The 25413-nt window shown below is 69.3% G+C and carries 26 protein-coding genes; 11 read left to right on the top strand and 15 right to left on the bottom strand.

Going from position 1 to position 25413, the window contains the following annotated elements; genetic code table 11:
• Window positions 1-27: 27 nt before the first annotated feature.
• The 4 genes from HXX10_RS03740 to HXX10_RS03725 form a co-directional block, all read right to left on the bottom strand.
• On the bottom strand, window positions 28-756 hold the full coding sequence (locus HXX10_RS03740) for an ABC transporter permease (RefSeq protein WP_296520186.1): 729 nt from the start codon (window positions 754-756) through the stop codon (window positions 28-30).
• A gap of 1 nt (window position 757) precedes the next feature.
• On the bottom strand, window positions 758-1591 hold the full coding sequence (locus HXX10_RS03735) for an ABC transporter permease (protein WP_296520185.1): 834 nt from the start codon (window positions 1589-1591) through the stop codon (window positions 758-760).
• 86 nt (window positions 1592-1677) lie between these two features.
• Window positions 1678-2508, bottom strand: coding sequence for an ABC transporter ATP-binding protein (locus HXX10_RS03730; protein ID WP_296520184.1), 831 nt, complete (start codon window positions 2506-2508; stop codon window positions 1678-1680).
• Window positions 2505-3476 carry an ABC transporter substrate-binding protein gene (locus tag HXX10_RS03725; protein WP_296520183.1) on the bottom strand — a complete coding sequence of 324 codons (972 nt, stop codon included), beginning with the start codon at window positions 3474-3476 and terminating at the stop codon, window positions 2505-2507. The genes HXX10_RS03730 and HXX10_RS03725 overlap by 4 nt, the downstream gene beginning before the upstream one ends.
• A gap of 475 nt (window positions 3477-3951) precedes the next feature.
• Here HXX10_RS03725 and HXX10_RS03720 point away from each other — a divergent pair, with 475 nt between their 5' ends.
• From HXX10_RS03720 to phnC, 5 genes are all read left to right on the top strand, one after another.
• The gene (locus HXX10_RS03720) at window positions 3952-4449 is read left to right on the top strand and encodes a MarR family transcriptional regulator (RefSeq protein WP_296520182.1); all 498 of its coding nucleotides are present in this window, start codon (window positions 3952-3954) and stop codon (window positions 4447-4449) included.
• Window positions 4450-4533: 84 nt separating this feature from the next.
• On the top strand, window positions 4534-5277 hold the full coding sequence (gene phnF / locus HXX10_RS03715) for a phosphonate metabolism transcriptional regulator PhnF (protein ID WP_296520181.1): 744 nt from the start codon (window positions 4534-4536) through the stop codon (window positions 5275-5277).
• Between the two features lie 189 nt (window positions 5278-5466).
• Entirely contained in the window at window positions 5467-6336 is an 870-nt protein-coding gene (locus HXX10_RS03710) for a phosphate/phosphite/phosphonate ABC transporter substrate-binding protein (protein ID WP_296520179.1), read from the top strand.
• Window positions 6337-6471: 135 nt separating this feature from the next.
• The gene (phnE, locus tag HXX10_RS03705) at window positions 6472-7293 is read left to right on the top strand and encodes a phosphonate ABC transporter, permease protein PhnE (protein ID WP_296520178.1); all 822 of its coding nucleotides are present in this window, start codon (window positions 6472-6474) and stop codon (window positions 7291-7293) included.
• 12 nt (window positions 7294-7305) lie between these two features.
• Window positions 7306-8136 (top strand): phosphonate ABC transporter ATP-binding protein, encoded by an 831-nt coding sequence (gene phnC / locus HXX10_RS03700; RefSeq protein ID WP_296520176.1) that lies wholly within the window; start codon window positions 7306-7308, stop codon window positions 8134-8136.
• Between the two features lie 172 nt (window positions 8137-8308).
• Here the strand turns inward: phnC and HXX10_RS03695 are convergent, their stop codons facing one another.
• The 3 genes from HXX10_RS03695 to HXX10_RS03685 are packed head-to-tail and all read right to left on the bottom strand — an operon-like array spanning window position 8309 to window position 11893.
• On the bottom strand, window positions 8309-10069 hold the full coding sequence (locus HXX10_RS03695; protein WP_296520175.1) for a CocE/NonD family hydrolase: 1761 nt from the start codon (window positions 10067-10069) through the stop codon (window positions 8309-8311).
• A gap of 22 nt (window positions 10070-10091) precedes the next feature.
• On the bottom strand, window positions 10092-11069 hold the full coding sequence (locus HXX10_RS03690; protein ID WP_296520174.1) for a tripartite tricarboxylate transporter substrate binding protein: 978 nt from the start codon (window positions 11067-11069) through the stop codon (window positions 10092-10094).
• Window positions 11070-11086: 17 nt separating this feature from the next.
• Entirely contained in the window at window positions 11087-11893 is an 807-nt protein-coding gene (locus HXX10_RS03685) for a TetR/AcrR family transcriptional regulator (RefSeq protein ID WP_296520173.1), read from the bottom strand.
• A 213-nt stretch (window positions 11894-12106) separates the two neighbouring features.
• Here HXX10_RS03685 and HXX10_RS03680 point away from each other — a divergent pair, with 213 nt between their 5' ends.
• Window positions 12107-12568, top strand: coding sequence for an MEKHLA domain-containing protein (locus HXX10_RS03680; protein WP_296520172.1), 462 nt, complete (start codon window positions 12107-12109; stop codon window positions 12566-12568).
• Between the two features lie 270 nt (window positions 12569-12838).
• Here HXX10_RS03680 and HXX10_RS03675 read toward each other — a convergent pair whose 3' ends face one another.
• The 7 genes from HXX10_RS03675 to HXX10_RS03645 form a co-directional block, all read right to left on the bottom strand.
• Entirely contained in the window at window positions 12839-13540 is a 702-nt protein-coding gene (locus HXX10_RS03675; RefSeq protein ID WP_296520171.1) for an ABC transporter ATP-binding protein, read from the bottom strand.
• Complete coding sequence (locus HXX10_RS03670; RefSeq protein WP_296520170.1) at window positions 13527-14315, bottom strand: ABC transporter ATP-binding protein; 789 nt, start codon at window positions 14313-14315, stop codon at window positions 13527-13529. Before HXX10_RS03670 ends, HXX10_RS03675 begins: the two co-directional genes overlap by 14 nt.
• Window positions 14312-15259: a branched-chain amino acid ABC transporter permease gene (locus HXX10_RS03665; protein ID WP_296520169.1), complete on the bottom strand. Its 948-nt coding sequence runs from the start codon at window positions 15257-15259 to the stop codon at window positions 14312-14314. The genes HXX10_RS03670 and HXX10_RS03665 overlap by 4 nt, the downstream gene beginning before the upstream one ends.
• Before the next feature lie 226 nt (window positions 15260-15485).
• Window positions 15486-16358, bottom strand: coding sequence for a branched-chain amino acid ABC transporter permease (locus HXX10_RS03660; protein WP_296520168.1), 873 nt, complete (start codon window positions 16356-16358; stop codon window positions 15486-15488).
• A 185-nt stretch (window positions 16359-16543) separates the two neighbouring features.
• Window positions 16544-17722 (bottom strand): ABC transporter substrate-binding protein, encoded by a 1179-nt coding sequence (locus HXX10_RS03655; RefSeq protein WP_296520167.1) that lies wholly within the window; start codon window positions 17720-17722, stop codon window positions 16544-16546.
• Between the two features lie 237 nt (window positions 17723-17959).
• Window positions 17960-18862, bottom strand: coding sequence for a phenylacetic acid degradation operon negative regulatory protein PaaX (gene paaX, locus HXX10_RS03650; RefSeq protein WP_296520166.1), 903 nt, complete (start codon window positions 18860-18862; stop codon window positions 17960-17962).
• Window positions 18859-19509, bottom strand: a complete 651-nt coding sequence (locus HXX10_RS03645; RefSeq protein WP_296520165.1) for a TetR/AcrR family transcriptional regulator — start codon at window positions 19507-19509, stop codon at window positions 18859-18861. Before HXX10_RS03645 ends, paaX begins: the two co-directional genes overlap by 4 nt.
• A 293-nt stretch (window positions 19510-19802) precedes the next feature.
• On the opposite strand from HXX10_RS03645, the gene paaA reads away from it, so the two are divergent.
• The 5 genes from paaA to paaE all read left to right on the top strand — a co-directional run bounded on the left by paaA (window position 19803) and on the right by paaE (window position 23919).
• Window positions 19803-20795 carry a 1,2-phenylacetyl-CoA epoxidase subunit PaaA gene (gene paaA / locus HXX10_RS03640; protein ID WP_296520164.1) on the top strand — a complete coding sequence of 331 codons (993 nt, stop codon included), beginning with the start codon at window positions 19803-19805 and terminating at the stop codon, window positions 20793-20795.
• A gap of 152 nt (window positions 20796-20947) precedes the next feature.
• Entirely contained in the window at window positions 20948-21250 is a 303-nt protein-coding gene (paaB, locus tag HXX10_RS03635) for a 1,2-phenylacetyl-CoA epoxidase subunit PaaB (protein WP_296520163.1), read from the top strand.
• Between the two features lie 206 nt (window positions 21251-21456).
• Window positions 21457-22227 carry a 1,2-phenylacetyl-CoA epoxidase subunit PaaC gene (gene paaC, locus HXX10_RS03630; protein ID WP_296520162.1) on the top strand — a complete coding sequence of 257 codons (771 nt, stop codon included), beginning with the start codon at window positions 21457-21459 and terminating at the stop codon, window positions 22225-22227.
• Window positions 22228-22280: 53 nt separating this feature from the next.
• The gene (paaD, locus tag HXX10_RS03625; protein WP_296520327.1) at window positions 22281-22754 is read left to right on the top strand and encodes a 1,2-phenylacetyl-CoA epoxidase subunit PaaD; all 474 of its coding nucleotides are present in this window, start codon (window positions 22281-22283) and stop codon (window positions 22752-22754) included.
• Between the two features lie 25 nt (window positions 22755-22779).
• Complete coding sequence (paaE, locus tag HXX10_RS03620) at window positions 22780-23919, top strand: 1,2-phenylacetyl-CoA epoxidase subunit PaaE (protein WP_296520161.1); 1140 nt, start codon at window positions 22780-22782, stop codon at window positions 23917-23919.
• Window positions 23920-24066: 147 nt separating this feature from the next.
• Here paaE and paaK read toward each other — a convergent pair whose 3' ends face one another.
• Complete coding sequence (gene paaK / locus HXX10_RS03615; protein ID WP_296520326.1) at window positions 24067-25398, bottom strand: phenylacetate--CoA ligase PaaK; 1332 nt, start codon at window positions 25396-25398, stop codon at window positions 24067-24069.
• Window positions 25399-25413 lie beyond the last annotated feature (15 nt).

Raw genomic sequence — 25413 nt, 5'->3', positions numbered from 1 at the left:
GGGCCCACGGCCGGCCGGAGCGCCGCGTCAGTGGCGCCATGCCCGGTCGAGGGCGAGCAGCGCGGAATTGACCAGCAGGGCGAAGATCGCCAGCAAAAGCGCGACCGCCAGCACGGTCGCCATGTCGCCGCGCTCCATCGCGTGCATCACCATGTAGCCGAGCCCGTTGCGCGCGGCGAACATCTCGCCGATCAGCACGCCGAGCAGGCAGAGCGAGACGCCGAGCCGCGCCCCGGTGATCACCTCGGGCAGGATCGCCGGCAGCACGACCGTCACCGAGGTCTGCCACGGCGACAGCCCCATCACGGCGGCGCTGCGGCGATAGACCGGCTTCATCTGCAGGATGGCGTTCATGGTGAACAGCGTCAGCGGGATCATGCCGTGCATGACGCCGAAGGCGATGCGGGCCGAGATGCCGAGCCCGAACACCAGCAGCACGACCGGATAGAGCGTCACCTTGGGCAGCGAGTAGAGGTTCACCAAGATCGGCTCGGAGACGCTGCCGGCGGTGCGGTTCATCCCCAAAAGCACGCCGAGCGCGATGCCGCCGACCGTGGAGAGCACCACGGCGGCGCCGAACGCCTGCGCGGTCTGCGAGGTCTGCTTCCAGAAGTCCGGATCGCCGAACAGCGCGACGAGCTGAACCAGCGTGGTGACGGGCGACGGCAGGGAGCTGTTGGCGACGGCGAGGTGCAGCCCCTGCCAAAAGAGCATGAGCACGAGGAGGACGGCGGCGGACCCGATGGCGCTCTTCATGTCAACGCCTCAGCCGGGCCTGGAGACGGCGGTCGACCGTGTCGAGCGCCGTGTTCACCACCGTCACCACCAGCACGATCAGCAGCATCAGGCCGTACATCTCGCGATTGTTGAAATTGTTGTAGGCGTAGGCGATGGCGTAGCCCATGCCGGCGCCCGACAGGATGAACTCCGAGGCGATGACGCCGATGAAGGCGTAGGCGACCGCGAGCTTCACGCCGGTGAACAGATACGGCATCGCCGCCGGCAGGCTGATCCGGAAGGCGCGCTCCACCGGGCCGAGGCGCATGATGCGCGCCGTCTTGCCGAGCACGGTCGGGATGCGGTCGAGGCCCGTCAGGGTCGCCGAGATCATCGCGACGATGGCGAGCAGCACCGCGATGGCGATGATGGCGCCCGACCCGACCCCGAACAGAATGATGAAGACGGGATAGAACATGAATGTCGGCACCGCGTAGTAGCTCGCCAGCAGCGGCTCGACGGCGCCGCGCACCACCGGGAATGCATGGATCACGGCGCCGACCAGGAAGCCGAGCAGAACCGCGATTACGGCGGCGGCGACGACGCTGCGCAGGCTCACCAGGATGTCGTTCCAGTGGGTGCCGGAGGCGATGATGTCATAGAGGCTCGTCGCCATGGCGGAGGGCGGGATCACCACGGTGACGGGGATCCAGCCGACCCGGCAGGCGATCTCCAGCACCGCCACGGCGGCGGCAATGACGAGAAGGCGTATCCAGCCGGCGCGGGTCATCGGCTGCGACCCGTGATTGGCGACTCGCTCCGCCTCGTCCTGAGGAGCGGCCGCAGGCCGCGTCTCGAAGGACGGGCGGCCCATGGTTCGAGACGCGCTCCGCCGGAGCGCTCCTCACCATGAGGCCGAGAAAGGCTGAAAGCGTGGGAAGCGATCGGATGCATCCCCGCTCACCCGTCGCGCAGGTGCTTGAGGGATTCGGTGCGCAGCTTCTCCCACAGATGGCCGGTGAGATCGCCGAAGCGCGGATGCGAGACGATGCGGCTGTCGCGCTCGGCGTCCCAGCCGGTCTCGACGATGTCGATGAACACGCCGGGGCGGGCCGACATCACGCCGACGCGGTCGGACAGCATGGCCGCCTCGTCGAGCGCGTGGGTGATCAGCAGCACGGTGGCGGCGGTCTCGCGCCACAGGCGCAGAAGCTCGTCGCCCATCAGCAGGCGGGTCTGCTGGTCGAGCGCGCCGAACGGCTCGTCGAGCAGGATCAGGCGCGGCTGCGTCACCAGGGTGCGGGCGATGCAGACGCGCTGGCGCATGCCGCCGGAGAGCTGCGCCGGATAGGCGTCGACGAAGCCGCGCAGGCCGACGAAGCCGATCGCGTAGTCGACCCGTCGCGCGATCTCGGCCGGATCGACGCCGGCGCGACGCAACCCGAAGGCGACGTTGTCCTCGACCGTGAGCCAGGGGAACGAGGCATCCTCCTGGAAGACGACGCCGACGCCGGCCGGCACGCCGTCGATCGGGCGACCTTCGAACTCGGCCGTCCCCTCGGTCGGCTTGGCTAGACCCGCCAGCACGTCCAGCAGGGTCGACTTGCCGCAGCCGGAGGGACCGACCACGGAGAAGAACTCGCCGCGCATCAGATCGAGATCGATGGGCCCGAGCGCGTGCACGCTCTCGGTCGAGCCGCGCCGGCTGAACACCCGCGTGACGCCGGTGAGGCGCACGTGAGGATCGGCGACGGCGGCCACGACCGCGGGCTCCGCGAGGGCGACGCTCATTTCGCGCCCTGGGCGGCGGGCGGCAGGAAGGACGGGTCGATCAGCTTCGACCAGTCGACCGGGTCGGTGATCTCGCCGATCAGGCGCAGGCCGTCGACCGTGCGGTCCATCTCGGCCAAATCGAACGCACCGGTGCTCCACATCCGCGGACCCAGCATGTTGTCGACCGCGACCTTGGCGATCGCCGGCTCCAGCTTGAACGCTTTGCCGATGATCTCGGCCGCCTTGGCCGGGTCCGCATAGAGCGCCTCGACGCCGGCGGCGCGGCCGGCGATGATGGCCTTCAGCTTGTCGGGATTGGCCTTGGCGAAGGCGCGCGTGGTGATGCCGACCGAGGTCGTCATCGGCGGCAGGATTTTTCCGTAGTTGGCGACGGTGCGGTACTTCGCCGCGCGCATGATCGACAAGGGCTCGATCAGCGCGGCGGCCGCGACCGCGCCCTGCTCCAGCATGGTGAGGCCGTTGACGTAGCCGCCCGAGGCGACGCGCTCGACTTTCGAAGCGTCGACGCCCTCGGCCTTGAGCGCCATCAAGAGCAGCATCTCGGAGACGCCCTTGGGCGACGTCACGGCGACCTTCTTGCCCTCGAGATCCTTGAGCGACTTGATCGGAGAATCCGGCATCGTCACCAGCGACGCCTCGGCGGTCGAGCGCGTGCCGGTGTTGACGATGATCACGTCGAGGCCTTGGCGCTGCGCGGCGAGCGCCGCCGCGATGGCGACGTCGCCATAGGGCGTCTCGCTGGCGAGCAGGTTGCGCACCGTGGTGCCGCCACCGCCCGAGCCGATGATCGAGGTGATGTCGACGCCCGCCTTCTTGAACAGGCCCTCCGACATCGCCACCGCATAGGGCGCGCCGTACATGCTGGTGCCCCACTGGGTCACCGAGATTTCCTCGGCGAGCGCCGGCGCGGCGGCGAGCAGAACGGCCGCGGACAGAACGGATCGGAATGTTTTGGACAACGACATCATCGATCTCTTCACGGTGGGGGTTGCCGCTGAGCGCCGCGGGCGCCAGGCGCCGCGACGATGGATGGTTTTGCGTCCGCGGTCACGACCGAGCCGAGAAGACTCGTCACGTCGCAGGCGCATGCCCGATCTCGCTCCTGTCTCGTGGCGCGGCGGCGGGCCGCGTTTCGGGCACCGACACGCCACCGGACCGGTGGTCAAAGAAGAGTGTACTCACTTTATCGGGCCGACCCGGGCGGACCAACCGGAAAGTCCGCCCCGATCTCACATATTTTGTGCAGGCCATGGTGACGAGCAGAGCAATCGGACCGGAATCCGGTCACGCCGTCAAGCCGCGGCGTCTTGTGCAGAGCGAAGCGTGTACACTATTGTTGGGGGTGCGGCGGCGGCGGCGTGTGCGCCGTCCGGTTGCGCCGCGTCGGCCCGCCGCGACGCAAACGCCCGCCTGTCCGGCATCACGGGAGAGCCGTCACGCATGTCCGCCAAGGCTTCGGCACCGCCGCAACCGCCGCGCGGAAAGCGACCGGCGCCTGCCGTGCGCGGCAGCTATGACTTCCGCGAGCAGGTCGGGCACCTGCTGCGCCGCGCCTATCAGCGCCATGTCGCGATCTTCCAGCACACCGCCGCCGATCCGCAGCTCACCGCGGTGCAGTTCGTCACCTTGTGCACGCTGCGGGAGCAGGGCCCGAGCTCGCAGAGCGCGCTGGTGCGCGCCACCGCGGTGGACCAGGGCACCATCCGCGGCATCATCGACCGGCTGAAGGCGCGCGGTCTCGTCGTGCTGTCGAACGACGGCGAGGACCGCCGCAAGGTGATCGTGCATCTCACACAGCAGGGCGCGGCGGCGCTCGACCGCATGGTGCCGTGCGCGCACGAGATCACCGAGCTGACCATGGGCGAGCTCGAGCCGGTGGAGCGCGTCGCCCTCGTCTACCTGCTGCGCAAGATGATCGGCGTGAAGGCCGCGCCGTAGCGCGACCTTCGCGCGCCGCGCAGCCGGCGGTTTCCGGCGACGCCGTTCCGTGCCACAACCCGTCCGGCACCGCAGGGAGGCGACATGTTGGTTCTGCCGCGCCGCCGCGTGCGCCGGGGCGAACCCGTTCCGGTCTGGCGGCAGATCGAGATCGACCTGACCTTCGAGATCCGCACCGGCTTCTACGGTCCGGGCGACCGGCTGCCGTCGGAGGCCGAGCTCGCGCACGCCTATGGCGTTCACCGCCACACGGTGCGGCCCGCCCTCGCCCGGCTCGCGGCCGCCGGTCTGGTGGTGGCCCGCCAGGGCAAGGGCGTGTTCGTGGCGCAGCGTCCGGTCGAGTACGCCGTCACCCGCGAATCGAAATGGAGCGAGTTCGAGCAGCGGCTCAGCGCCAGCCCGGACGGCCGGCTGCTGCGCTCCTCGCTGCGCACCGCCAATGCCGAGCTCGCCGGCCTTCTGGCGTTGGCGCCCGGCACCGAGCTCCTGATGGTCGAGACGCTGCGGCGGGCCGGCTCCGGCGTCGCCGCGTACTGCTACCATGTGTTCGAGCGCACGCGCTTCCTCGGCATCGACGCGGCGTTCAAGCGGCTGCGCAGCTACACGCCGGCGCTCGCCGAGTTCGGCCATCCGAGCTTCTTCCGCACCTCGACCTGGATCGACTGCCGGTTGCCGCGCGCCGACGAGGCACGCGCGCTGGCGATCCCGTTCGACTCGCCCGTGATGGTGATGAGCTATGTCGACGCCGACCGCGACGGCGCCCCGATCCTGTTCGGCACTGCGGTCTTCCCGAACGGCAAGCTGCGCATCCGCATCGACAGTCCGTGACGGCGGCATGCGACGGCGGCATGCGACGGCAATCGGCACCGGCCGGCGCAGCCGCCGCGGCCGGGTGTCACATGTCCGTCAGCTTGTCCACCTAGACTAGACAAGTCGCCCGAATGCCGGCGCGCCAGCAGCCCGCGCGGGCCGTCGGCCGCAGGCGTCCCGGGCCCGTTCATCCGGAGACGCCGAGACATGATGCACCGCCGCCGCTTCCTCGCCACCACGGTCGCCGCCGGCACCGCGCTGGCCGCCCCCGCCGTGCTGGGCCAGACGCGCCAGACCATCAAGATCGGCCTCGCGCCCCAGCAGGCGACGCAGGCCGAGACCCGGAAGGTGTGGGAGCCGCTCTATCGGCTCGTCGCCGACCGCATGGGCGTCGGGCTCGACCTCACGGTCGCCAACGACTGGGCCGGCATCTCGGTGGCGCTGGCGAGCGAGCAGATCGACGCCACCCAGATGGGTCCGTGGGGCTACGTGCTGGCCCGCGCCAAGGGCGAGGCGAAGATCGCCTGCACCATGCTGGTGAACGGCGAGCCGACCTATCGGGCCGTCATCGTCGCCCGCCCGGGCCTGAAGATCGAGAGCTGGCCGGAGGGCGCCCGCGGCCTCTCCATGCAGATGCTCGACGTCGGCTCGACCACCGGCTGGATGGTGCCGACCCACTGGTTCCGCCAGCGCGGCATCGAGCCGAAGACCTTCTTCGGCCGCTATGCCGAGGGCGCCTCGGCCGCCGCCGCTCAGGTCGCCGCCGCCAACGGCCAGGTCGACCTCGCCACCGGCTGGGACATTCACCGCAACACCATGATCCGCAACGGCACCATCCGCGAGGACTCCAACACCGTGGTGTGGCAGTCGGATCCGCTGCCCAACGAGGTGGTGGCGGTGCGCCGCGGCTTTCCGGAGGAGATGCGCGTGAAGCTGCGCGATGCCCTCACCGGGCTGAACGAGGACGAGCGCAAGCTGCTGCCCTGGCCCTACACCGGCTTCGTGCCGGCCGAGCACGCGCCCTACGAGGTTCTGGAGAAGATGGGCCGCGACCTCGGCGTGCTGAAAGCGTCGTAATCAGATGAAGGTCGGTCCGGGGCGCGAGCCGAAGGCTCGCGAACCCGGACTCCAGCGGCAGACACCGTCACGGCGGCTGGATTGCGGGTCCGGCGCGTTGCGCCGGCCCGGAACGACCAGTCCAGGAGTCCCCCTTTGTCCAATCTTCCCGTCCGCGGCGCCGACGGCCGCTACATCGAGCCGCGGCTCGATCCGCTCTCGCGCGACGTGATCGCGCGGGCGCTGGTCGCGCTGGTGCTCGCCGGCGCCTTCGTCGCCTGCCTGCGCCTCGCCGAGGTCGATCCGGCGGCGCTGGTGCGCGGCTTCCCGCGCCTCGTCGCATGGGCCGGCAAGGGCTGGCCGCCCTATCTCGACGACCTCGACGTGTTCGCCTACCGGGCCGTCGAGACGGTGGCGATCGCCACCGTCGGCACCGTCGCCGCGACCCTGATCGCCTTCCCGCTCGCCGTGTTCGTCGCCCGCAACGTGACGCCTTCGCCCGTGCTGTCGTTCCCGGTGCGCTGGATCGTCAACGCGTTCCGGGCCATCGACACGGTGGTGTTCGCGCTGCTGTTCGTCACCGCGGTCGGGCTCGGCCCGTTCGCCGGCGTGCTCGGCATGATCGTCCACTCGGTCGGCGTCATCACCAAGCTCTATGCCGAGGCGATCGAGACCATCCCGGGGGCGCCGCTCGAGGCGGCGGCGATGTCGGGCGCCAACCGCACCAAGATCGTCACCTATGCGATGCTGCCCTCGGTGCTGCCGAGCCTCGCCTCGGTATCGCTCTATGTCTGGGAGTCGAACGTGCGCACCTCGACCATCCTCGGCATCGTCGGGGCCGGCGGCATCGGCATCGAGATCAAGGCCGCCATCGACCTACTCGATTTCCAGAAGCTGCTCACCCTCTCGGCGATCGTGCTGATCATGGTGACGGTGATCGACCAGCTCTCGGCCTGGCTGCGCCGCCGGCTGGTCTGAGGAGCATTCTCCATGACCGCGCATCCGCATCTGCCGCTCACCGCGGAGCCCATCATGGGCACGCCGCTCGCCGAGACGCACGCCGAACCGCTCGCGCCGCCGGCGCTGTCGCTCGCCGGCGTCACCAAGCGCTACCGGGAGACGCTGGCGCTCGACGACGTCTCCTTCATGGTGCACCCCGGCGAGCTGGTCGCGCTGGTCGGTCCGTCGGGCGCCGGCAAGTCGACCGTGTTCCGCTGCCTGACCCGCCTCGTCACGGCCGACGCCGGGCATGTCGCGGTGCTGGGCACGAGGCTCGACGATCTCCGCGGCTCGCGCTTGCGCGAGGTGCGTCGAAGAATCGGCCTGATCTTCCAGCAGTTCAACCTGATCGGCCGGCTCTCGGCGCTCGACAACGTGCTGGCCGGCAGGCTCGGCCATGTCTCGACGCTCCGCGTCGCGACCCGCCTGTTCCCGGCCGAGGACCGGCAGATCGCGCTCGCCGCGCTCGACCGTGTCGGCCTGCTGGAGAAAGCCTATCAGCGCGCGGATTCTCTTTCCGGCGGCCAGCAGCAGCGCGTCGCCATCGCCCGCGTCCTGGCCCAGCAGTCGCGCGTGGTGCTCGCCGACGAGCCGGTGTCGAGCCTCGATCCGAGCTCTGCCGCCAACGTGATCGGGGTCTTGCGCGACATCGCGCGCGAGCACCGCATCGGCGTGTTGTGCGCGCTCCACCAGGTCGACTTCGCCCGCGACTACGCCGACCGCATCGTCGCGCTGCGCGCCGGCCGGCTGGTGCTGGACGTGCCGGCCCGACACTTCGACGACGCGGCCTTTGCGCGGGTCTACGGCGCCACGGCGGCGTGACACGGGAGTCGGGTGATCAGCTCGCCGTCATTCCGGGGCGCCGCGCAGCGACGCTGTCCGGAATCCATAGTCCCAGACCGGGGTTATGGATTCCGGACAGCGTCGCTCCGCAACGCTTCCGGAATGACGAAGGTGAAACGTTCGCCCGAAACGCGGCGTTAGCGCGGCCGCGTCACCGCGGCGGGATCACGGGCAGCAGCAGGAACGACTCGCGCTCGCCGCCCGAAAATATCGTGCTGGAGCCCGAGAACTCCGGGCCGCCACGGTCCTGCGGATGGTCGTGCCGCATCCGGCCAGGGATGCCGGGATACTCGAAGTCCTTGCCCATCAGGGTCAGCACCAGCCGGAACCCCTTCGGCAGCACCACGCTGGTCGGCCAGATTTCGAGATCGACGGGGTAAGCCTGACCCGGCTCGAGCTTCTCGATGCGATCATGCGCCGGCACGGGCCGGTACGGCCGCGAGCGCCCGGGGTCGAGCCGGCGATGCGAGGCGCGCAGCCAGCCGCGGCTCACCGGCGTCTTCTCGTGGGCGCCGTCGAACACCACCTCGCTGCCGTCCGGCCCGAAGGCGCGCAGCACCGCAAAGATGTCCATGTCGGTCGTCGACGAGGCGATCCACAGCCGCACCGAGACGAAGCCGGTGATCTCGGTGTCGCGCTCGAACGGCGCGGTGGCGAAGTCGATGCCGTCGCCCTGCGCGTCGTAGGAGACGGCGGAGCCCGCCGCCGGCGGCGTGGCGCGCAGCGCACGCGCCTGCGCGTCGAGATACATCCGCATCCACTGCGTGCGCGCCAGCGGGAGCTCGCTCTCGTCGCGCCGCATCGCGCCGTACGGGCTGCGGATCGACAGCTTTACGCGCGGCTCGTCGTCGAAGCCGTTGCGCTCGTCTTTCAGGAAGCGGTCGAAGAAGCGCTTCTGCAGCGCGACATAGGCGGGCAGGTAAAAGCTCTCGAAATGCGTGCCGTCATGCACGGAGAGCCACTTCTGCGGGCTCGCGGCGCCCAGATAGCCGTCGATATTGCCGCGCAGATGCAGCCCCGGTCCGCCCCAGTTGCCGGCCGAGAGCACCGGCACGGTGATGCGGGAGAGATCCGGCGTGCGCTCGCGGTACCAGGCATCGCACAGCGGGTGGCGCAGGAACTCGCCGACATAGTCGGTGCGGTTGCCCGCGAGCAGATCCGGCGACAGCGCCGGGCCGGTGTTGGGCAGGCCGGTGTCGCGGTCGCGATAGCGCGTGCCGCCGTTGCCGTGCTGGTTGACCAGCACCTGGCGCGGCCACCACGCCGAGGTGAAGCCGTTGCTGAAGATGCCGCCGTGCCGGTAGGCGTCGCGATAGTAGTCGACGAAGCCCTCCCACGGCACGATGGCGGCGAGATGCGGCGGCTGCAGCGCGGCGACGGCCCATTGCGTGAAGGCGTAGTAGGAGATGCCGATCAGGCCGACCTTGCCGTTCGACCACGGCTGCGTGCCGGCCCATTCGATCGCCTCGCAATAGTCCTGGATCTCGCGCGGCGAGCGCGGGTCGAGATAGCCGGGCGATTTTCCCGAGCCGCGGGAGTCGACCTGCACGACGACGAAGCCGTCCGGCACCCAGGTTTCGGGATCGACCGTCTCCCAGCGCAGGAAGCGGCCGCTGGTGCCGGTCCTGAACAGGTCCGGATGCAGCGCGTTCAGCCGCTCCCACTGGGGCGAAAAGCCATCGGCGAAATGCACGTCCTTGCCGTAGAGCCCGTGCGCCATCACCACCGGAAAGCGGCCCTCGCGATCGGGGCGAAAGACATTGGCGCGCAGCACCGTGCCGTCGCCGACCGGCACCGCCACGTCCTTCTCGAAGATCATCTTCGGACCGCGTGCCGTCGTGACGGTCTCGACGATGGTCTCCACGGGACCGGCCACAGGCGTGCCGGCGGCGGGCGAGGAAGCATCGTTCATGGTCGTCTCCAGGGTGTCGTGGTCACTGCGCCTTGAGGCCGATCTCGTCCATCAGGCGGGTCTGATAGTCGAAGTCCTTGCGCAGGAAGGCCTGGAACTCGTCGGGTCCGGCACCGTCGACATAAAGGCCGGAGTCCTCGATCAGCTTCTTGAGCTCGGGGGTCTGCAGGGCGCGGGCGATCTCGCGGTGCATGCGCTCGACGCGGTCGCGCGGCGTGTTGGCCGGGAACAGCACGCCGAACCAGCCGAGCAGCTCGTAGTCCTTGTAGCCGAGCTCCTGCATGGTCGCCGTGTCGGGCAGCGCCGGCGTGCGGCGCGTGCCCGTGATGGCGAAGGCCTTGACGGTCCCGGCGTTGACCAGCGGCACCGCCGTGACGGTCGACACGAAGGTCATCGACACGGTGCCGCCGATCACGTCGGTCATAAGGGCCGGCGTGTTGTAGGGCACGGCCGTCATGCCGATGCCGGCCCGCACCTCGAACAGCCGCCCGGCCACATGGGTGAGATTGCCGACGCCCGAGGTCGCATAGGTGAGCGTGCCCGGCTTCGCCTTGGCCAGCGCGACGATGTCGGCGAGCGAGCTCGCCGGCAGGTTCGACACCAGCGCCAGCCCGTAGGACTGCGCCAGCAGGGTCACGGCGGAAAAGTCCTTCACCGGGTCGTACAGCACGTGCTTCTGCACGATCGGGTTCGCCACGTGCGAGCCGGTGGTGAGGAGCATCGTATAGCCGTCCGGCTCCGACTTGGCGACCGTGGTCGAGGCGAGGATGCCGTTGGCGCCCGGCCGGCTCTCGACGATCACGGACTGGCCGAGATACTCGGTTAGTTTTTGCGCCAGCCCGCGCGCCAGCACGTCGGTCGAGACGCCGGGCGGGAACGGATTGATGATGCGGATGATCTTGTCGGGATACTCGGCGCGGGCGGGCCCCGGCCGGAACGGCACCAGCAGCATCGCGAGCGCGACCACGACGGCCGCGCGAAACAGCACGGATTTGGGCACGAGAACCTCCCGGGGCCTCAGGGTTGTGGATCGTTCTTGTCGTTGCGGCGGGGCCGGCGCGGCGTGTCGGCCGCGTCCGTGAGAGTGGGGGGAGCGCGAAACACGGCGGCGAGCAGCGGCACCAGCACGCGCTGTGCCGTCGCCATGTCGTCGGGATCGTAGGTGTCTTCGGGGGAATCGCCGGCGACCGCCTGCACGCGGCCCGGCTTGCTCAGCATGTGGATCAGGGTGCCGATCATCACGTGATAGCGCCACTGCAGGTCGGGCGGCGTGAGATCGGGGAGCAGGCAGGCGACGCCGTCGAGGAAGCGGCGGCCGGGCTCGCGATAGTGGCGACGCAGAATCTCCTGCACGCGGGCGTCGCCGCTGTCGGCCGTGATACGGCCGCGCAGCCGGCCGAAGCGGGTGCGCGCCTCGCTCGAGCCGAACCCGATGGTGAGGCCGGGCGCCAGATACGCCTCGATCAGCGCCTCCAGCGTGAGCGCCTCGCCGGGTCCGTCCAGAAGCGCGTCGAGGCGGCGCCGGCGCTCGGCCGCGAGGGGCGCAGCGCGCCGCTCCAGCACGGCGGCCAGCAGATCCTCCTTGCGGCCGAAGTGATAGAAGATCGCAGCGCCGTTGACGGCGGCCGCCGTCGTGATCTCGCGCACCGAGACGGCATGGAAGCCGCGATCGGCAAACAGCGCCTCGGCGGCGTCGAGAATGCGCGCCGGGGTGGCGGCGTCGTCCGCTGCCGCCTCGCCTCCGGTCGCCGGCGCTCGTCTTTCCCGCGGCACGTCGCTCTCCTTGCGGCCCCTGTCGATCTCGGCGCGAGCCGCGCGCGGCACGGAGCCCACCACAGACGCCTCAGTCAGTCAACTGACTGAGGCAAGAGAAGCCGGCACTGCAGACCTGCGCGCTCCGCCGGGCATTGCGCCGGTCATGCCCTCAGTCCGCCCGTGGTCCCCGCCGCGGCACAGGCCGGCGGGCGCCTGCCGGGCTTTGCGCCGTAAACAATCCCGGCTACCACGCGGCCTCGTGCCCATGGAACGAGTGACTCGATGCCCGACCTCTCCGCCGATCTCCGCACCGACGACAACTTCTTCGCGCTGCTGACCGAGAGCTACGCGCGGCTGACCGGCCGACCGCTGGTGCCGCCCGGCGCCGACGCGGCGTGGCTGTACGAGCAGGCGCCTTTCGTCGTGGTGGCGCACAACACCGAGGCCGATCCGCGCTTCGTCTATGCCAACGCGGCCGGGCAGCGTTGTTTCGAATACGCCTGGGACGAGTTCATCGGCCTGCCGTCGCGCCTTTCGGCCAAGGCGCCGGAACGCGCCGAGCGCCAGAGCTTCCTCGACGCCGTCGCGGCGAACGGATACGTGGCCGGCTATCGCGGCCTGCGGGTGAAGAAGTCGGGGAAGACGTTCTGGATCGAGGACGGGCTGGTGTGGCAGCTCCTCGACGAAGCCGGCACCTTGCGCGGCACCGCGGCGACGTTTTCGACATGGACCGAGGTGGGGTAGCGCGGCGCTTGGAACTCCCATCGCAGGCCGTCGCCTGCGGCCTACCCCCCTCCCCGACCCTCCCCCCCAAGGGGGGAGGGAGCAGGCTGCGGTGGGTCGCAACGCTCTCGACACCCATTAATGCCGGGCTTCAAGCAAGGAAAGCCGCAAACAAAGAAAGCCGCGGGTCCATCGTTCCCTTCCCCCTTGTGGGGGAGGGACAGGGAGGGGGGTGCTTCACGGCACATTGTTTCGATTAACAACGCCCCGGCCCGTACACGCCCGCCACGCTCACACCCCCAGATACGCCGCCCGCACTTTCGGATCCTGCAGCAGGGCCTGACCGTTGCCTTCGTGGACGATGCGGCCGACCTCGAGCACATAGCCGCGGTCGGCGATGGCGAGCGCCGCGGAGGCGTTCTGCTCCACCAGCAGCACCGTGATGCCCTTGCGCTTGAGGTCCACGACGGCTTCGAGAATCTGATCGACCAGCAGCGGCGCGAGGCCGAGCGAGGGCTCGTCGAGCAGCAGGAGCTTGGGCTGCGCCATCAGGGCGCGGCCGATGGCGAGCATCTGCTGCTGGCCGCCCGACAGGCTCGATGCCGCCGTGCGGCGGCGCTCGGACAGCACCGGGAACATCGTGTAGACGGCGTCGAGCCGGCTGTTCACCGTGCCGTCGTTGCGGCGGAAGGCGCCGAGCCGCAGATTGTCCTCGACCGACAGCGGCCCGAACACCTGCCGGCCCTCGGGCGACTGGGAGATGCCGCGCACGACGCGGGCATGCGCCGGAAGGCGCTGGATCTCCTCGCCCTCGAACACGATGCGGCCACCGCTCGCCGGCTGCACGCCGGAGAGCGTGCGCAAGAGCGTCGTCTTGCCGGCGCCGTTGGAGCCGACGAGCGCGACGATCTCGCCCGCCGCCACGTCGAGCGACACCGCGTGCAGCACCTCGATGCGGCCATAGGCCGAGGTGAGACCATCAACCGTGAGCACGATCGGCCTCCCTGGCGCCGTGCTCGCCCAGATAGGCGGCGACGACGGCCGGATCGTTGCGCACCACCCTGGGCGAGCCTTCGGCGAGGCGCTTGCCGTGCGCGAGCACCAGAACGCGGTCGGAGATCTTCATCACCAGCTTCATGTCGTGCTCGATCAGCACCACGGCGACGCCGCTCTCGGCGATCTGACCGATCAGCCGGTCGATCGCCTCGGTCTCGACGGCGTTGCAGCCGGCGGCGGGCTCGTCGAGCAGCAGCACCTTCGGATCGGCCGCGAGCGCGCGGGCGATCTCCAGCCGCTTGAGCACGCCGTAGGACAACTCGCCGGCCGTCGTCTCGGCGTGATGGGCGAGGCCGACGCGCTCCAACAGCTCCAGCGCGCGCTCGCGGGTGCGGCGGTTCTGCCGCGCGACCGAAGGCAGCGCGAACAGATCGGCGAGCAGCGAGGTGCGCTCGGAGAGATGGTTGCCGACCATGACGTTCTCGATCGCCGTCATGCGGAAGAAGATCTGCAGGTTCTGGAAGGTGCGCGCCATGCCGCGGCGGACCAGCAGATGCGGCGCCAATTGGGTGACGTCCTCGCCGGCGAGCCGGATGCTGCCGCGCCCCGCCCGATAGATGCCGGTGACCAGGTTGAACAGCGTCGTCTTGCCGGCGCCGTTCGGCCCGATGATGGAAAACACCTCGCCGAGCGACACCTGGAACGACACCCCGTCGACGGCGCGCAGGCCGCCGAACGTGATGCCGAGATCGTTCACCTGGAGGATGGTCATGCGGCGCGCTCCAGCACGAGGCGCCTGAGCGACGGCACGATGCCGGCCGGCAGCACGATCATGAACACCATGATCAAGAGGCCGAGCACGGCCTGCTCGTACTCCTGCAGCACGGTGAGGGCCTGCGGCAGCACCACCAGGAAGGCGGCGCCGACCACGGCGCCGACCACGGAGCCGAGCCCGCCGATGATCACCATGGCGACCAGCTCGATCGAGTGCATGAAGCCGGCCGCCTCCGGCGTGATGAAGCCGTTCATCAGCGCCAGCAGGCTGCCGGCGACGCCGGCATAGACGCCGCTGATGACGAAAGCCGCGAGCTTCTTGGCCGCGACGTCGACGCCGACGCCAGCCGCCGCAACCTCGCTGTCGTGCAGGGCGCGCAGCGCCCGTCCGCTCGGGCTCGCCAGAATGTTGAGGGCGAGCAGCGCGCCGATCAGCAGGGCGCCCCCGGAAATCCAGTACCAGGGGACGACGCCGGCGATGCGCCAGCCGAACAGCACCACCCGCGGCACCTGCATGCCGTCCGGGCCGCCCGTGATCGCCCCCTCGCTGGTCAACACCAGCGCAACGATCAGGCCGAAGCCGAGCGTCGCGATGGCGAGATAGTAGCCCTTCAGCCGCAGGATCGGCTTTCCCACCGCATAGGCGACGAGGCCGCACAGCACGGCACCGAGCAGGAGCGAGAGCAGAGGATCGAGCCCGAGCTTGGCCGGCCCGACCGCCACCGCATAAGCGCCGATGCCGAGGAAGCCGGCGTGCCCGAGGCTCACCTGCCCCGCATAGCCGGTGAGAATCGTCAGCCCCAGCGCCGCGAGCCCGAAGATCCACACCAGCGCCGCGACCCGCAGATAGAACGACGACGGGGCCAGCACCGGCACGATCGCGATCATGGCAGCGAGCAGCAGCAGCACGGCGATGCGGGACGAGAGGATTTTTCGGAGCATCATTGGATCCCCGCATGCTGGGCGCAGGCCGCTGCCCCCCACCCCCGACCCCTCCCCGCCACGCGCTTCGCGCGCGGGAGGAGGGGAGCAGAGGCGCTGCGGCTCCCCTCCCCCCATTCGCCGTTGCGAATGGCGGGGAGGGGTCGGGGGTGGGGGGAATGCAGCGGAACGCCGAACGAAAGGTCCGACGGCTCTCCCCGACGATTCCGATCACATGCTCGCGCCATCACACCCGCTCCACGGCGCGGCGGCCGAACAGGCCCTGCGGCATCACCAGCAGCACCACCAGGATGGCGACGAAGGCCACCGCGTCCTTGTAGGTGGAGGAGAGATAGCCGGCCCCGAAGGCTTCCATCAGACCGATGAGCAGACCGCCGACGACGGCGCCGATGGGATTGCCCATCCCGCCCACCATGGCGGCGGCAAAACCTTTCAGGGCGAACAGCGTGCCGACGTCGTAGCGGGTCAACGTGATCGGCGTGACCAGAATCCCGCCGACCGCGCCGATCGCCGCCGACAGGCCGAAGGCGAGCGCCAGCACCACGGTGACGTTGATGCCGACCAGCCGCGCCGCCAGCCGGTTGGCGGCGGTCGCCAGCACGGCTTTGCCGATCAGGGTTTTTTCCAGGAACAGCCACAGGCCGGCAACCACGCAAAACATGCCGCCGATCACCCAGAAGCTCTGCGGCAGGATGGTGGCGCCACCGATCGCGATGGGTGCCGTGCCGGAGAAGGCGGGCAGCGAGTGGAACTGCTTGTCGAAGACGAGCTGCGCCACGCCCTTGATGAAGATCGAGGCGCCGATCGTGATCATGATCAGCGACACCGGCGAGGCGCCGCGCGCCGGCTCGATGGCGAGCCGATGCAGCAGCAGGCCGACCAGCACGGCGGCCACGATGGCGATCATGGCGGCGACCGGCAGCGACAGCCCGGCGGCCATGAGGAACACCGTCCCCATGCCGCCGATCATCACGAAGTCGCCCTGGGCGAAGTTGATGACGTCGGAGGCGTTGTAGACCAGCGTGAAGCCGAGCGCGACCAGCGCATAGACGGCGCCGATCGTCAGGCCGGAGAAGACGAGCTGGAGGAATTCGGCCATTCTTCTTCTCTTCGGCGCGGCGTGTCTGACACGGGACTCGCTATTCAGGCCCGTCATTCCGGGGCGCCGCGAAGCGGCGAGCCCGGAATCCATACTCACCGACCGGGGTTATGGGTTCCGGGCTCGCGGGCTTTCAGCCCGCGCCCCGGAACGACGGAGACTGTGCCGCGCGGCTCGGGTAAAGCTCACTTCTTGTCCTGCGGCACCCAGTCGCCACCCTTGATCTCCAGCATGTGGAACGATTCCGTTCCGAGGCCGAGGTGATCGGTGGGCGTCATCGTGTAGAGGCCGGTGGCGCCGACATGGCCCTTGGTGCCTTCGATGGCGTCGCGGATCTTCTGCGGCTCCACCGACTTGGCGCGCTCGATCGCGCTCACCAGGAGCTGGATGCCGTCGAAGCCGTAGCCGCCGAAGGTCGACACCGGCTGGCCGGTCGCCGTCTCGTAGCTCTTCTTGTAGTCCATCACGACCGGCTTCTGCGGATCCGTGTCGGCGAGCTTGTCGGCGATGAGCAGCGCGGGCGCCGGGAGCCGGACGCCTTCGGCGGCCGGCCCGGCGAGCTCGATGAAGCTCTTCGAGGCGACGCCATGCGACTGATAGAGCGGCAGCTTGATGCCGAGCTGGGCGTAGTTGCGCGTCACGATCGCCGGGCCCTGGCCGAAGCCGGGATTGAGCACCGCCTGCACGTCGGCCGTGTTCTTGATCTTGTTGAGCTGCGGCGTCATGTCGGCGTCGGTCGGGCCGTAGCTCTCGTCGACCAGCGCCGTGATGCCGTAGTCGCCGATCACCTTCATGCACTGCGCCCGCATCGACTTGCCGAAGCCGTCTGTGCCCGAGATCATGCCGATCTTGGTGAGGCCGCGCGCCTTCATGTCCTCGAAGATCTTCTGGCAGGCGGTCTTGTCGGTGTGCGGCGTCTTGAACACGAAGGCACGCACCGGCTCGACGATCTCGATGGCGCCGGCGAGCGAGATGAACGGGATCTTGGCGTCCTCGAACACCGGGATCATCGCCATGGTGGTGCCCGTGGTGGTGCCGCCCACCATGGCGACGACCTTGTCGTCCTCGATCAGCCGGGTGGCGAAGGTGCGCGCCTTGTTGGCGTCGCCGCCGTCGTCGTAGAGCACCAGCTCGACGGGCCGGCCGAGAATGCCGCCCTTCTTGTTGAGTGCCTCGACAAACAGCTTGAGCGTCTTCTGCTCCGGATCGCCGAGGAACGACGCGGGTCCGGTGGCGGAGAGGACGGAGCCGATCTTGATCGGGTCGGCCGCGAGGCTCGGGCCGATCGTCAGGGCGGACGTGATCGTGACGGATGTGACGACGGCGGCGGCGCGCAGCGCCCGGCGGGCGGCGGTCTGTTGCATCTGGCGTTGCTCCCAAAGGGTCGACGTGTCGACGAGGACGGTTGGTCCGCCTTCTCACGCCGCTGCCCGCACGGAGGCGAGCGAGGCGGCCATTCGAAGCCTAAGATTAACCGAACGATTGGTCAATGATTTCGTGCGCTCGGGGGGGGATGCCGTTTCGTCGCAGTGTTTCCGGTGTAGCCGGCGCGGCGGCGGCTGCCGAGACCGACCTTCGTCGGGCGCGAGGCGGCCCGAGGCTCAGGAGCGGAACCGGCGCAGCACGTCCTTGCCACGCCGCAGCGGCGCGCCGTTCTCGTCGATCGCATGGGCATCGAGCCAGCGCTCCGACGGCTCCAGCAGTTCGCGGTAGAGGGCGGTGCAGAGCGCTCGGGCGGCGGTGCCGGGCCAGTCCTCCGGAAGAAGCGCGGCCGGCAGCAGCGGATCGCGCAGCACGATGCGTCGGTATTCGTGGATCAGCAGGACGCGGGCGACCAGCGCATCGGCGTCGCTCGGGACCGCCCCGTTGCCGAGGGCGGCCCGCAGCGGCTCGAACGTCTCGACGAAGTGGTGGTAGGCGTCGGCGGTGGCGTCGAGCGGCCAGCTCCGGGCGGCGAGGTCTCGCAGCGCCGGCGCGTCGCCGGCGACCGCGAGGACCAGCTCTCCCGCCGCCGCCGTCGGCAGCGACCATCCGGGCGCGACGAACACGCCGGGCAAGGGCGAGCCCCAGCCGGCGGCATCGAACGCGCCGCGTACGGCCTCGCGGCCGGGGCCGTTGGCGAGCAGCACGAGATCGACCCGCCCGCGGTATTCCGGCGGCCGCGCCGAATAGATGTGCCGCGTCGCCGCCGCGAAGGTTTCGCGGCCCTTGTCGGCAAGCCGGTAGAAGCTGTTGCGGCCGACCTTGTGGCGCTCGAGCCAGCCGTCCGCCGCGAGCCGCGACATCGCAGTGCGAACCACCCCACCGGCGATCCCCAGCTCCTTGAAGAACAGCAACAGCGTGCCGAGCCACACGCTGCCGCCGCGCGGAACGATCGCGTCGCCGTAGACCGTAACGATGATCGACCAGGTGCGCGACGGCTCGTGGTGGAGCCGATCGACGATCTGGCCGAGCGCGGCGCGCGGCAGTTTTCGCACCACAGGAGAGGAGTGCCGTGCGCTCATGCGCCGCCGGCGCGCCGGGCGGGCGCCGAAGCGCTCGGGGCCGCCAGGGCGGCGCCGGCCGATTCGGCGCCGGCCGCGATCAGCGTCGTGACCAGCCGGGCATAGTCCTCGCGGCCCAGCCCCTTGCCGGGGCGGAACCAGAGATAGTGCCAGTTCAGCATGCCGAACAACGACATGGTGAGTGGCTTCAGGAGCGGGCCGCCGCCGATCGACGGCACCGCTGCAGCGATCGCATCGGAAAAGATCCCGACCAGCTTGCGCTCCATGGCGCGCAGTTGCTCCTGCTTGGCGTCCGGCAAGAGCTTCAGGTTGGCGATCTGGACCTGATGCTCGGCGTCGGCGTCGCGGTACTCGTCCAGCAGCGCCGCCGCGATGGCGAACAGGCGCTCGTCCGCAGCCGCATCGGCCTTCGCGGCGGCCTTTTCCACCGCCGCGATGAGCTCCTGCAGATGCGCCGACAGGATGTCGAACAGGAGCGCCTCCTTGTCGGAATAGTAGTGGTAGAGCAGCGCCTTGGACATGCCGCAGGCCTCCGCGATCATGGTGATCGAGGTGCCCGAATAGCCGTGGCGGGCAAACAGCTCGGCGGCGCGGTGCAGAATTGCATCCCGCTTTGCGTCGTAGTCCTGGGCGCGCGTACGAGCCATTCCGGCTCCCCTTCCCTGCGGTCGATTGTCGCGGCCGACGGCGCGGGTCGCGGCGGCGGTTCACCCGAAAATACATTAACCGGATGGTCGATCAATAGTCCGACCAAGAGCTTGCCGGCAGCCGCCCCGCCGAGCGTCGCGCGACCAGCGCCGCAATTCCATGCCGCGGCGGCGCATCGCCGGGTCGACGCTCGCGATCATGTTACAAAATACGGTTGCAGCCTCCAATCCTGTTACATAAGATTTTTCCAACGAGCACGAGGACGAAACCTCGAACCCCCCGGGAGACGCGCATGTACACGCAAGGCCTGAACACCGGCCCGGAGAGCGGCGAGCGGCAGCTCGAGGATGCAGCGATGCTGCAGGGCTTCCAGGCGCGCATCGACGCCGAGGACCGCATCGAGCCGAACGACTGGATGCCCGAGGCCTATCGCCGCACGCTGGTGCGCCAGATCTCGCAGCACGCCCATTCCGAGATCATCGGCATGCAGCCCGAGGGCAACTGGATCACCCGGGCGCCGTCGCTGCGCCGCAAGGCCGCGCTGCTCGCCAAGGTACAGGACGAGTGCGGCCACGGGCTCTATCTCTACGCCGCGGCCGAGACGCTCGGCGTCGCCCGCGAGGAGATGGTCGACCAGCTTCTGGCCGGCAAGGCCAAGTACTCGTCGATCTTCAACTACCCGACCCTCACCTGGGCCGACATCGGCGCCATCGGCTGGCTGGTCGACGGCGCCGCCATCATGAATCAGATCCCGCTGTGCCGCTGCTCATACGGCCCCTATGCGCGCGCCATGATCCGTGTCTGCAAGGAGGAGTCGTTCCACCAGCGCCAGGGCTACGAGATCATGCTGACGCTTTCGCGCGGCACCGCCGCACAAAAAGAGATGACGCAGGACGCGCTCGATCGCTGGTGGTGGCCGTGCCTGATGATGTTCGGCCCACCCGACGCCGCGAGCCAGCACACCGACGCCTCGACGCGCTGGAAGATCAAGCGGTTCACCAACGACTCGCTGCGGCAGAAATTCATCGACGCGACAGTGCCGCAGGCCCACTATCTCGGCCTCACGGTGCCGGACCCGGATCTGAGGTTCAACGACGAAACCGGGCACTGGGAGCACGGCACGATCGACTGGGAGGAGTTCAAGCAGGTGGTCGCCGGCAACGGTCCCTGCAACGCCGACCGCATGGAGACGCGCCGCAAGACCGAGGAGGATGGCGCCTGGGTGCGCGACGCCGCCCGCGCTTTTGCGGAGAAGGAAAAGAACCGCCACCAGGCGGCGGCTTAAAGAGTCCGTCATTCCGGGGCGCGGGCCGCAGGCCTGCGAGCCCAGTATCCAACCAAGAACTCAGAGCACTGCGCTGGATTCCGGGTTCGCCGCTACGCGGCGCCCCGGAATGACAAGAGACAAAAAATCAGGAAACGCCCAAGGAGCCCGCCTTGACCCAACCCGCCGCGACCGAGCCGAAGATCCCCCTGTGGGAGGTGTTCATCCGCGCCCGCAACGGCCTCTCCCACAAGCATGTGGGATCGCTGCATGCGCCCGACGCGACGCTGGCGCTGCAGGCCGCGCGCGATCTCTACACGCGGCGCGGCGAAGGGATCTCGATCTGGGTGGTGCCGTCGAGCGCCATCACGGCGTCCGATCCCGCCGAGAAGGGCATGATGTTCGAGCCGACGGCCTCGAAGATCTACCGCCATCCGACCTTCTACGAGATCCCCGACGAAGTCGGACATATGTGAGAGTGCGAGGCCCGTGCGGCCCCGCCCGCCGCAGCCTGCTCTCTCCCCCCTTGTGGGGGAGAGGTGGAGAGGGGGGGTGAGCCCCGAACTCCGAGCTTGCGGCCTACCCCCCTCCCTGTCCCTTCCCCACAAGGGGGGAGGGAACGATAGAACCGCACGGGCGGACTGAAGCCGGCTGCCACAAGCCGACAGCGAACGAGAACACCATGACCAGCATCCGCGTCACCGAGACCCCGCTCGTCACCACCGTGCTGCGCCGCGCCGACGATGCGCTGGTGCTCGGGCATCGCCTCTCCGAGTGGTGCGGCCACGCGCCCATGATGGAAGAGGAGATGGCGCTCGCCAATATGGGCCTCGACCTGATCGGCCAGGCGCGTGCGCTCTACACCTGTGCGGGCGAGGCGGAAGCGGCCGGACACGACGAGGACGCCTTCGCGTATCTGCGCGACGAGCGTGCCTATCGGAACCTGCTGCTGGTCGAGCAGCCGAACGGCGACTTCGCCAAGACCATGGTGCGTCAGCTCCTCTACGCCGCTTTCGCGGATCCGTACTGGCGCGCCATGATGGCGTCGCGCGACGCGACGCTGGCGGCGATCGCCGCCAAGGCCGAGAAAGAGATGGCCTATCACCTGCGCCACTCCGCCGAATGGGTGGTGCGGCTCGGCGACGGCACGCAGGAGAGCCACGAGCGCACGGCGCGGGCGCTCGCGCAGCTCTGGCCGTTCACGGGCGAGCTCTTTGAAACCGACGACGTCGAGCGCGCCATGATCGACGCCGGCATCGCCGTCGATCCGGCCACGCTGCGCGACACCTGGCGTCAGACCGTGTCCGACGTGCTGTCGCGGGCGACGTTGAAAATGCCGGAGGACGCCTACATGCAGAAGGGCGGGCGCAGCGGCCGGCACAGCGAGCATCTGGGCCATCTGCTCACCGAGCTGCAATACATGCAGCGGACCGTGCCGGGAGCGACCTGGTGAGCGAAAGCACCATCGACGAAGCCACGGCTCCGAGCGCGGAGTCGGGCGAAGGCATCCGGGCAGCGGCCTGGCGCGTCGCCGGCGCGGTGGCGGACCCCGAGATCCCGGTGCTCACCATCGCGGATCTCGGCGTACTGCGCGACGTGCGGGTCGTCGGCTCGGGGATCGAGGTCGACATCACGCCGACCTATTGCGGCTGCCCGGCCATGAGCATGATCACCATGGAGATCGAGCTGGCGCTGGAGAAGGCCGGCTTCGGCCGGCCGAAGGTCAACACCGTGCTGTCGCCGGCCTGGACGACCGACTGGATGACCGACGAGGGCCGCGCCAAGCTGAAGGACTACGGCATCGCGCCGCCGAACAAGGGCAGCGGCCGCCGCGCCCTGTTCGGCGTCGAGCAGGTGGCGTGCCCGCATTGCGGCGCGACCGACACGGCCGTGATCGCCGACTTCGGCTCGACGGCCTGCAAGGCGCTGTGGCGCTGCAACGCCTGCCGCGAGCCGTTCGACTATTTCAAGTGCCATTGAGCAGATGCCACGGAACAGGTGACGCATGTCGATTGCGACCGAGACGGCCTTCCCCGCCGCACCCACGACCGCGCCGACCGAGACCACCGGCGTCGCCCCGCGGTTCCACACGCTGACGGTCGCCGACGTGCGGCGCGAGACGCCGGACGCCGTGTCGGTCGCCTTCGCGGTGCCGGCGCATCTCACGGCCGACTACGCGTACGAGCCCGGGCAATACCTGACGTTGCGCACGACGATCGACGGCGAGGAGGTGCGGCGTTCCTACTCGATCTGCACGGCGCCGGAAGACGGCGAGCTGCGCATCGCGGTGAAGCGCGTCGAGAACGGCCTGTTCTCCTGCTGGATCAACGACAGCCTGAAGGCCGGCGACACGCTCGACGTGATGACGCCGACCGGCCGCTTCGGTCTCGCGCACAAGCCTGGCGACGGGCGCGTGCACGTCGCCTTCGCGGCGGGTTCAGGCATCACGCCCGTGATCTCGATCATGCGCGGCGTGCTGGCGCGCGAGCCGAACAGCCGCTTCTTCCTGTTCTACGGCAACCGCTCCACCGCCGGCATGCTGTTCCTCGAGGAGATCGAGGAGCTGAAGGACAGGTTCCTCGGCCGCCTGTCGATCTTCCACGTGCTGAGCCAGGAGGAGCAGGATCTCGACGTCCTCAACGGACGGCTCGACGGCGACAAGGTGCGCCGCCTCCTCGGCACGCTGGTGCCGGCCGCCGTGGTCGACCACGCCTTCGTGTGCGGCCCGACCGCCATGATCGAGGATCTGGTGCCGACGCTCGCGGCGCTCGGCATCGCCGAGGACCGCATCCATGTGGAGCGCTTCGTCTCGGCGCTCGGCGGCCGGCCGCGGCCGCAAATCGTGGTGGCGCCCGATGCACCGCCCGCCCACATGGCATCGCTGATCGTCGACGGCAAGCGCCGCGAGGTCCCGGTCGCCGCGGGCGAGGCGATCGTCGACGCGGCGCTGCGCGCCGGCCTCGACCTGCCCTTCTCCTGCAAGGGCGGCATGTGCTCGACCTGCCGGGCCAAGGTGGTCGAGGGCACGGTGGAGATGACGGTGAACTACGCGCTGGAGCCGTGGGAACTCGCCGCCGGCTACGTGCTCACCTGCCAGTCGCGGCCGACCTCGCCGACCGTGGTGATCGATTACGATCAGGTGTGAGTTTCTGCACCCGTCATTCCGGGGCGCGGGCCAAAGGCCCGCGAGCCCGGAATCCATACACACAGACAGGGGCTATGGATTCCGGGTTCGCTGCTTCGCAGCGCCCCGGAATGACGACGCTTCTGTGCTTGTGCGTGTGGCCGTCCCTCACCCCTTCGGGCGGTTGTCGACGATGCGCTTGGCCTTGCCGACCACGGTGCGCTCGACGCCGCCGGGCGGGTGCAGCACGAGGTGCGTCGTCACCCCGATCATGTTCTTGATGTGCTTCACCAGCTCCTTCTCGCTCGCGGCCCGATCGATGCTTGCGGCGCGGTCCTCGCGGACCTCGGCATGCACCGTCATCTCGTCGAGTCGCCCGTCGCGGGTCAGCTCGATCTGATAGTGGCCGGAGCAGAACTCGGAGGCGAGCAGGATCTCCTCGATCTGGGTCGGGAAGACGTTGACGCCGCGCAGATTGATCATGTCGTCGGAGCGCCCCGTCACCTTCTCCATGCGGCGCATGCCGGGCCGCGCCGTGCCGGGCATCAGCCTTGTGAGGTCGCGGGTGCGGTAGCGGATGATCGGGAAGGCTTCCTTGGTGAGCGAGGTGAAGACCAGCTCGCCCTTCTCGCCCTCCGGCAGCACCACGCCGGTGACCGGATCGATGATCTCGGGCAGGAAGTGATCCTCCCAGACGTGCAGGCCGTCCTTGGACTCGACGCACTCCTGGGCGACGCCGGGGCCGATCACCTCGGAGAGCCCGTAGATGTCGGTCGCGTCGAGCCCGAAGGCGCGCTCGATCTCCTCGCGCATCGCATTGGTCCACGGCTCGGCGCCGAAGATGCCGAATTTCAGCGACGAGCCGTGCGGATCGAGCCCGGCCTTCACGAAGCCGTCGAGGATCGCCAGCATGTAGCTCGGCGTCACCATGATGGCGTCGGGCCGGAAGTCGTGAATGAGCTGCACCTGCCGCTCGGTCATCCCGCCCGACATCGGCACCACGGTGCAGCCGAGCCGCTCGGCCCCGTAATGGGCGCCGAGCCCGCCCGTGAACAGGCCATAGCCGTAGGCGATATGCACCATCATGCCGGGCTTGACGCCGGCGGCGCGGATCGAGCGCGCCATCACGTCGGCCCACATGTCGATATCGGCCTGGGTGTAGCCGACCACGATCGGCTTGCCGGTGGTGCCGGACGACCCGTGGATGCGGGCGAGCTTTTCCCGCGGCACTGCGAACAGGCCGAACGGATAGTTGTCGCGCAGGTCGTTCTTCATCGTGAACGGGAACTTGGCGAGATCCGACAGCTCGCGAAAATCGGAAGGGTGCACGCCGGCCTCGTCGAACGTCTTGCGATAGAACGGCACGTTCTCGTAGGCGTGGCGCAGCGACCAGGCGAGGCGCTCGCGCTGCAGCGCCTGAATGGCGTCGCGCGTCGCGCGCTCGGCGGCATCGAGCCCGTTCACTAGGGTGCGGTCGAACGCAGCAACCGGGGGTGCCATGGTCATCGTTCCTCC

It is taken from the genome of Rhodoplanes sp., assembly GCF_013377085.1.
In the GTDB taxonomy this organism is placed as follows: Bacteria; Pseudomonadota; Alphaproteobacteria; order Rhizobiales; family Xanthobacteraceae; genus Rhodoplanes.
This window is presented reverse-complemented; position numbering and strand designations above follow the sequence as displayed.

Bases quoted from the DNA above. Each gene is read 5' to 3' on its own strand.
- HXX10_RS03740 (WP_296520186.1), bottom strand. From the start codon at position 756: ATGAAGAGCGCCATCGGGTCCGCCGCCGTCCTCCTCGTGCTCATGCTC.
- HXX10_RS03735 (WP_296520185.1), bottom strand. From the start codon at position 1,591: ATGGGCCGCCCGTCCTTCGAGACGCGGCCTGCGGCCGCTCCTCAGGAC.
- HXX10_RS03730 (WP_296520184.1), bottom strand. From the start codon at position 2,508: ATGAGCGTCGCCCTCGCGGAGCCCGCGGTCGTGGCCGCCGTCGCCGAT.
- HXX10_RS03725 (WP_296520183.1), bottom strand. From the start codon at position 3,476: ATGTCGTTGTCCAAAACATTCCGATCCGTTCTGTCCGCGGCCGTTCTG.
- HXX10_RS03720 (WP_296520182.1), top strand. From the start codon at position 3,952: ATGTCCGCCAAGGCTTCGGCACCGCCGCAACCGCCGCGCGGAAAGCGA.
- phnF (WP_296520181.1), top strand. From the start codon at position 4,534: ATGTTGGTTCTGCCGCGCCGCCGCGTGCGCCGGGGCGAACCCGTTCCG.
- HXX10_RS03710 (WP_296520179.1), top strand. From the start codon at position 5,467: ATGATGCACCGCCGCCGCTTCCTCGCCACCACGGTCGCCGCCGGCACC.
- phnC (WP_296520176.1), top strand. From the start codon at position 7,306: ATGACCGCGCATCCGCATCTGCCGCTCACCGCGGAGCCCATCATGGGC.
- HXX10_RS03695 (WP_296520175.1), bottom strand. From the start codon at position 10,069: ATGAACGATGCTTCCTCGCCCGCCGCCGGCACGCCTGTGGCCGGTCCC.
- HXX10_RS03680 (WP_296520172.1), top strand. From the start codon at position 12,107: ATGCCCGACCTCTCCGCCGATCTCCGCACCGACGACAACTTCTTCGCG.
- HXX10_RS03670 (WP_296520170.1), bottom strand. From the start codon at position 14,315: ATGACCATCCTCCAGGTGAACGATCTCGGCATCACGTTCGGCGGCCTG.
- HXX10_RS03665 (WP_296520169.1), bottom strand. From the start codon at position 15,259: ATGCTCCGAAAAATCCTCTCGTCCCGCATCGCCGTGCTGCTGCTGCTC.
- HXX10_RS03660 (WP_296520168.1), bottom strand. From the start codon at position 16,358: ATGGCCGAATTCCTCCAGCTCGTCTTCTCCGGCCTGACGATCGGCGCC.
- HXX10_RS03655 (WP_296520167.1), bottom strand. From the start codon at position 17,722: ATGCAACAGACCGCCGCCCGCCGGGCGCTGCGCGCCGCCGCCGTCGTC.
- paaX (WP_296520166.1), bottom strand. From the start codon at position 18,862: ATGAGCGCACGGCACTCCTCTCCTGTGGTGCGAAAACTGCCGCGCGCC.
- HXX10_RS03645 (WP_296520165.1), bottom strand. From the start codon at position 19,509: ATGGCTCGTACGCGCGCCCAGGACTACGACGCAAAGCGGGATGCAATT.
- paaA (WP_296520164.1), top strand. From the start codon at position 19,803: ATGTACACGCAAGGCCTGAACACCGGCCCGGAGAGCGGCGAGCGGCAG.
- paaC (WP_296520162.1), top strand. From the start codon at position 21,457: ATGACCAGCATCCGCGTCACCGAGACCCCGCTCGTCACCACCGTGCTG.
- paaE (WP_296520161.1), top strand. From the start codon at position 22,780: ATGTCGATTGCGACCGAGACGGCCTTCCCCGCCGCACCCACGACCGCG.
- paaK (WP_296520326.1), bottom strand. From the start codon at position 25,398: ATGGCACCCCCGGTTGCTGCGTTCGACCGCACCCTAGTGAACGGGCTC.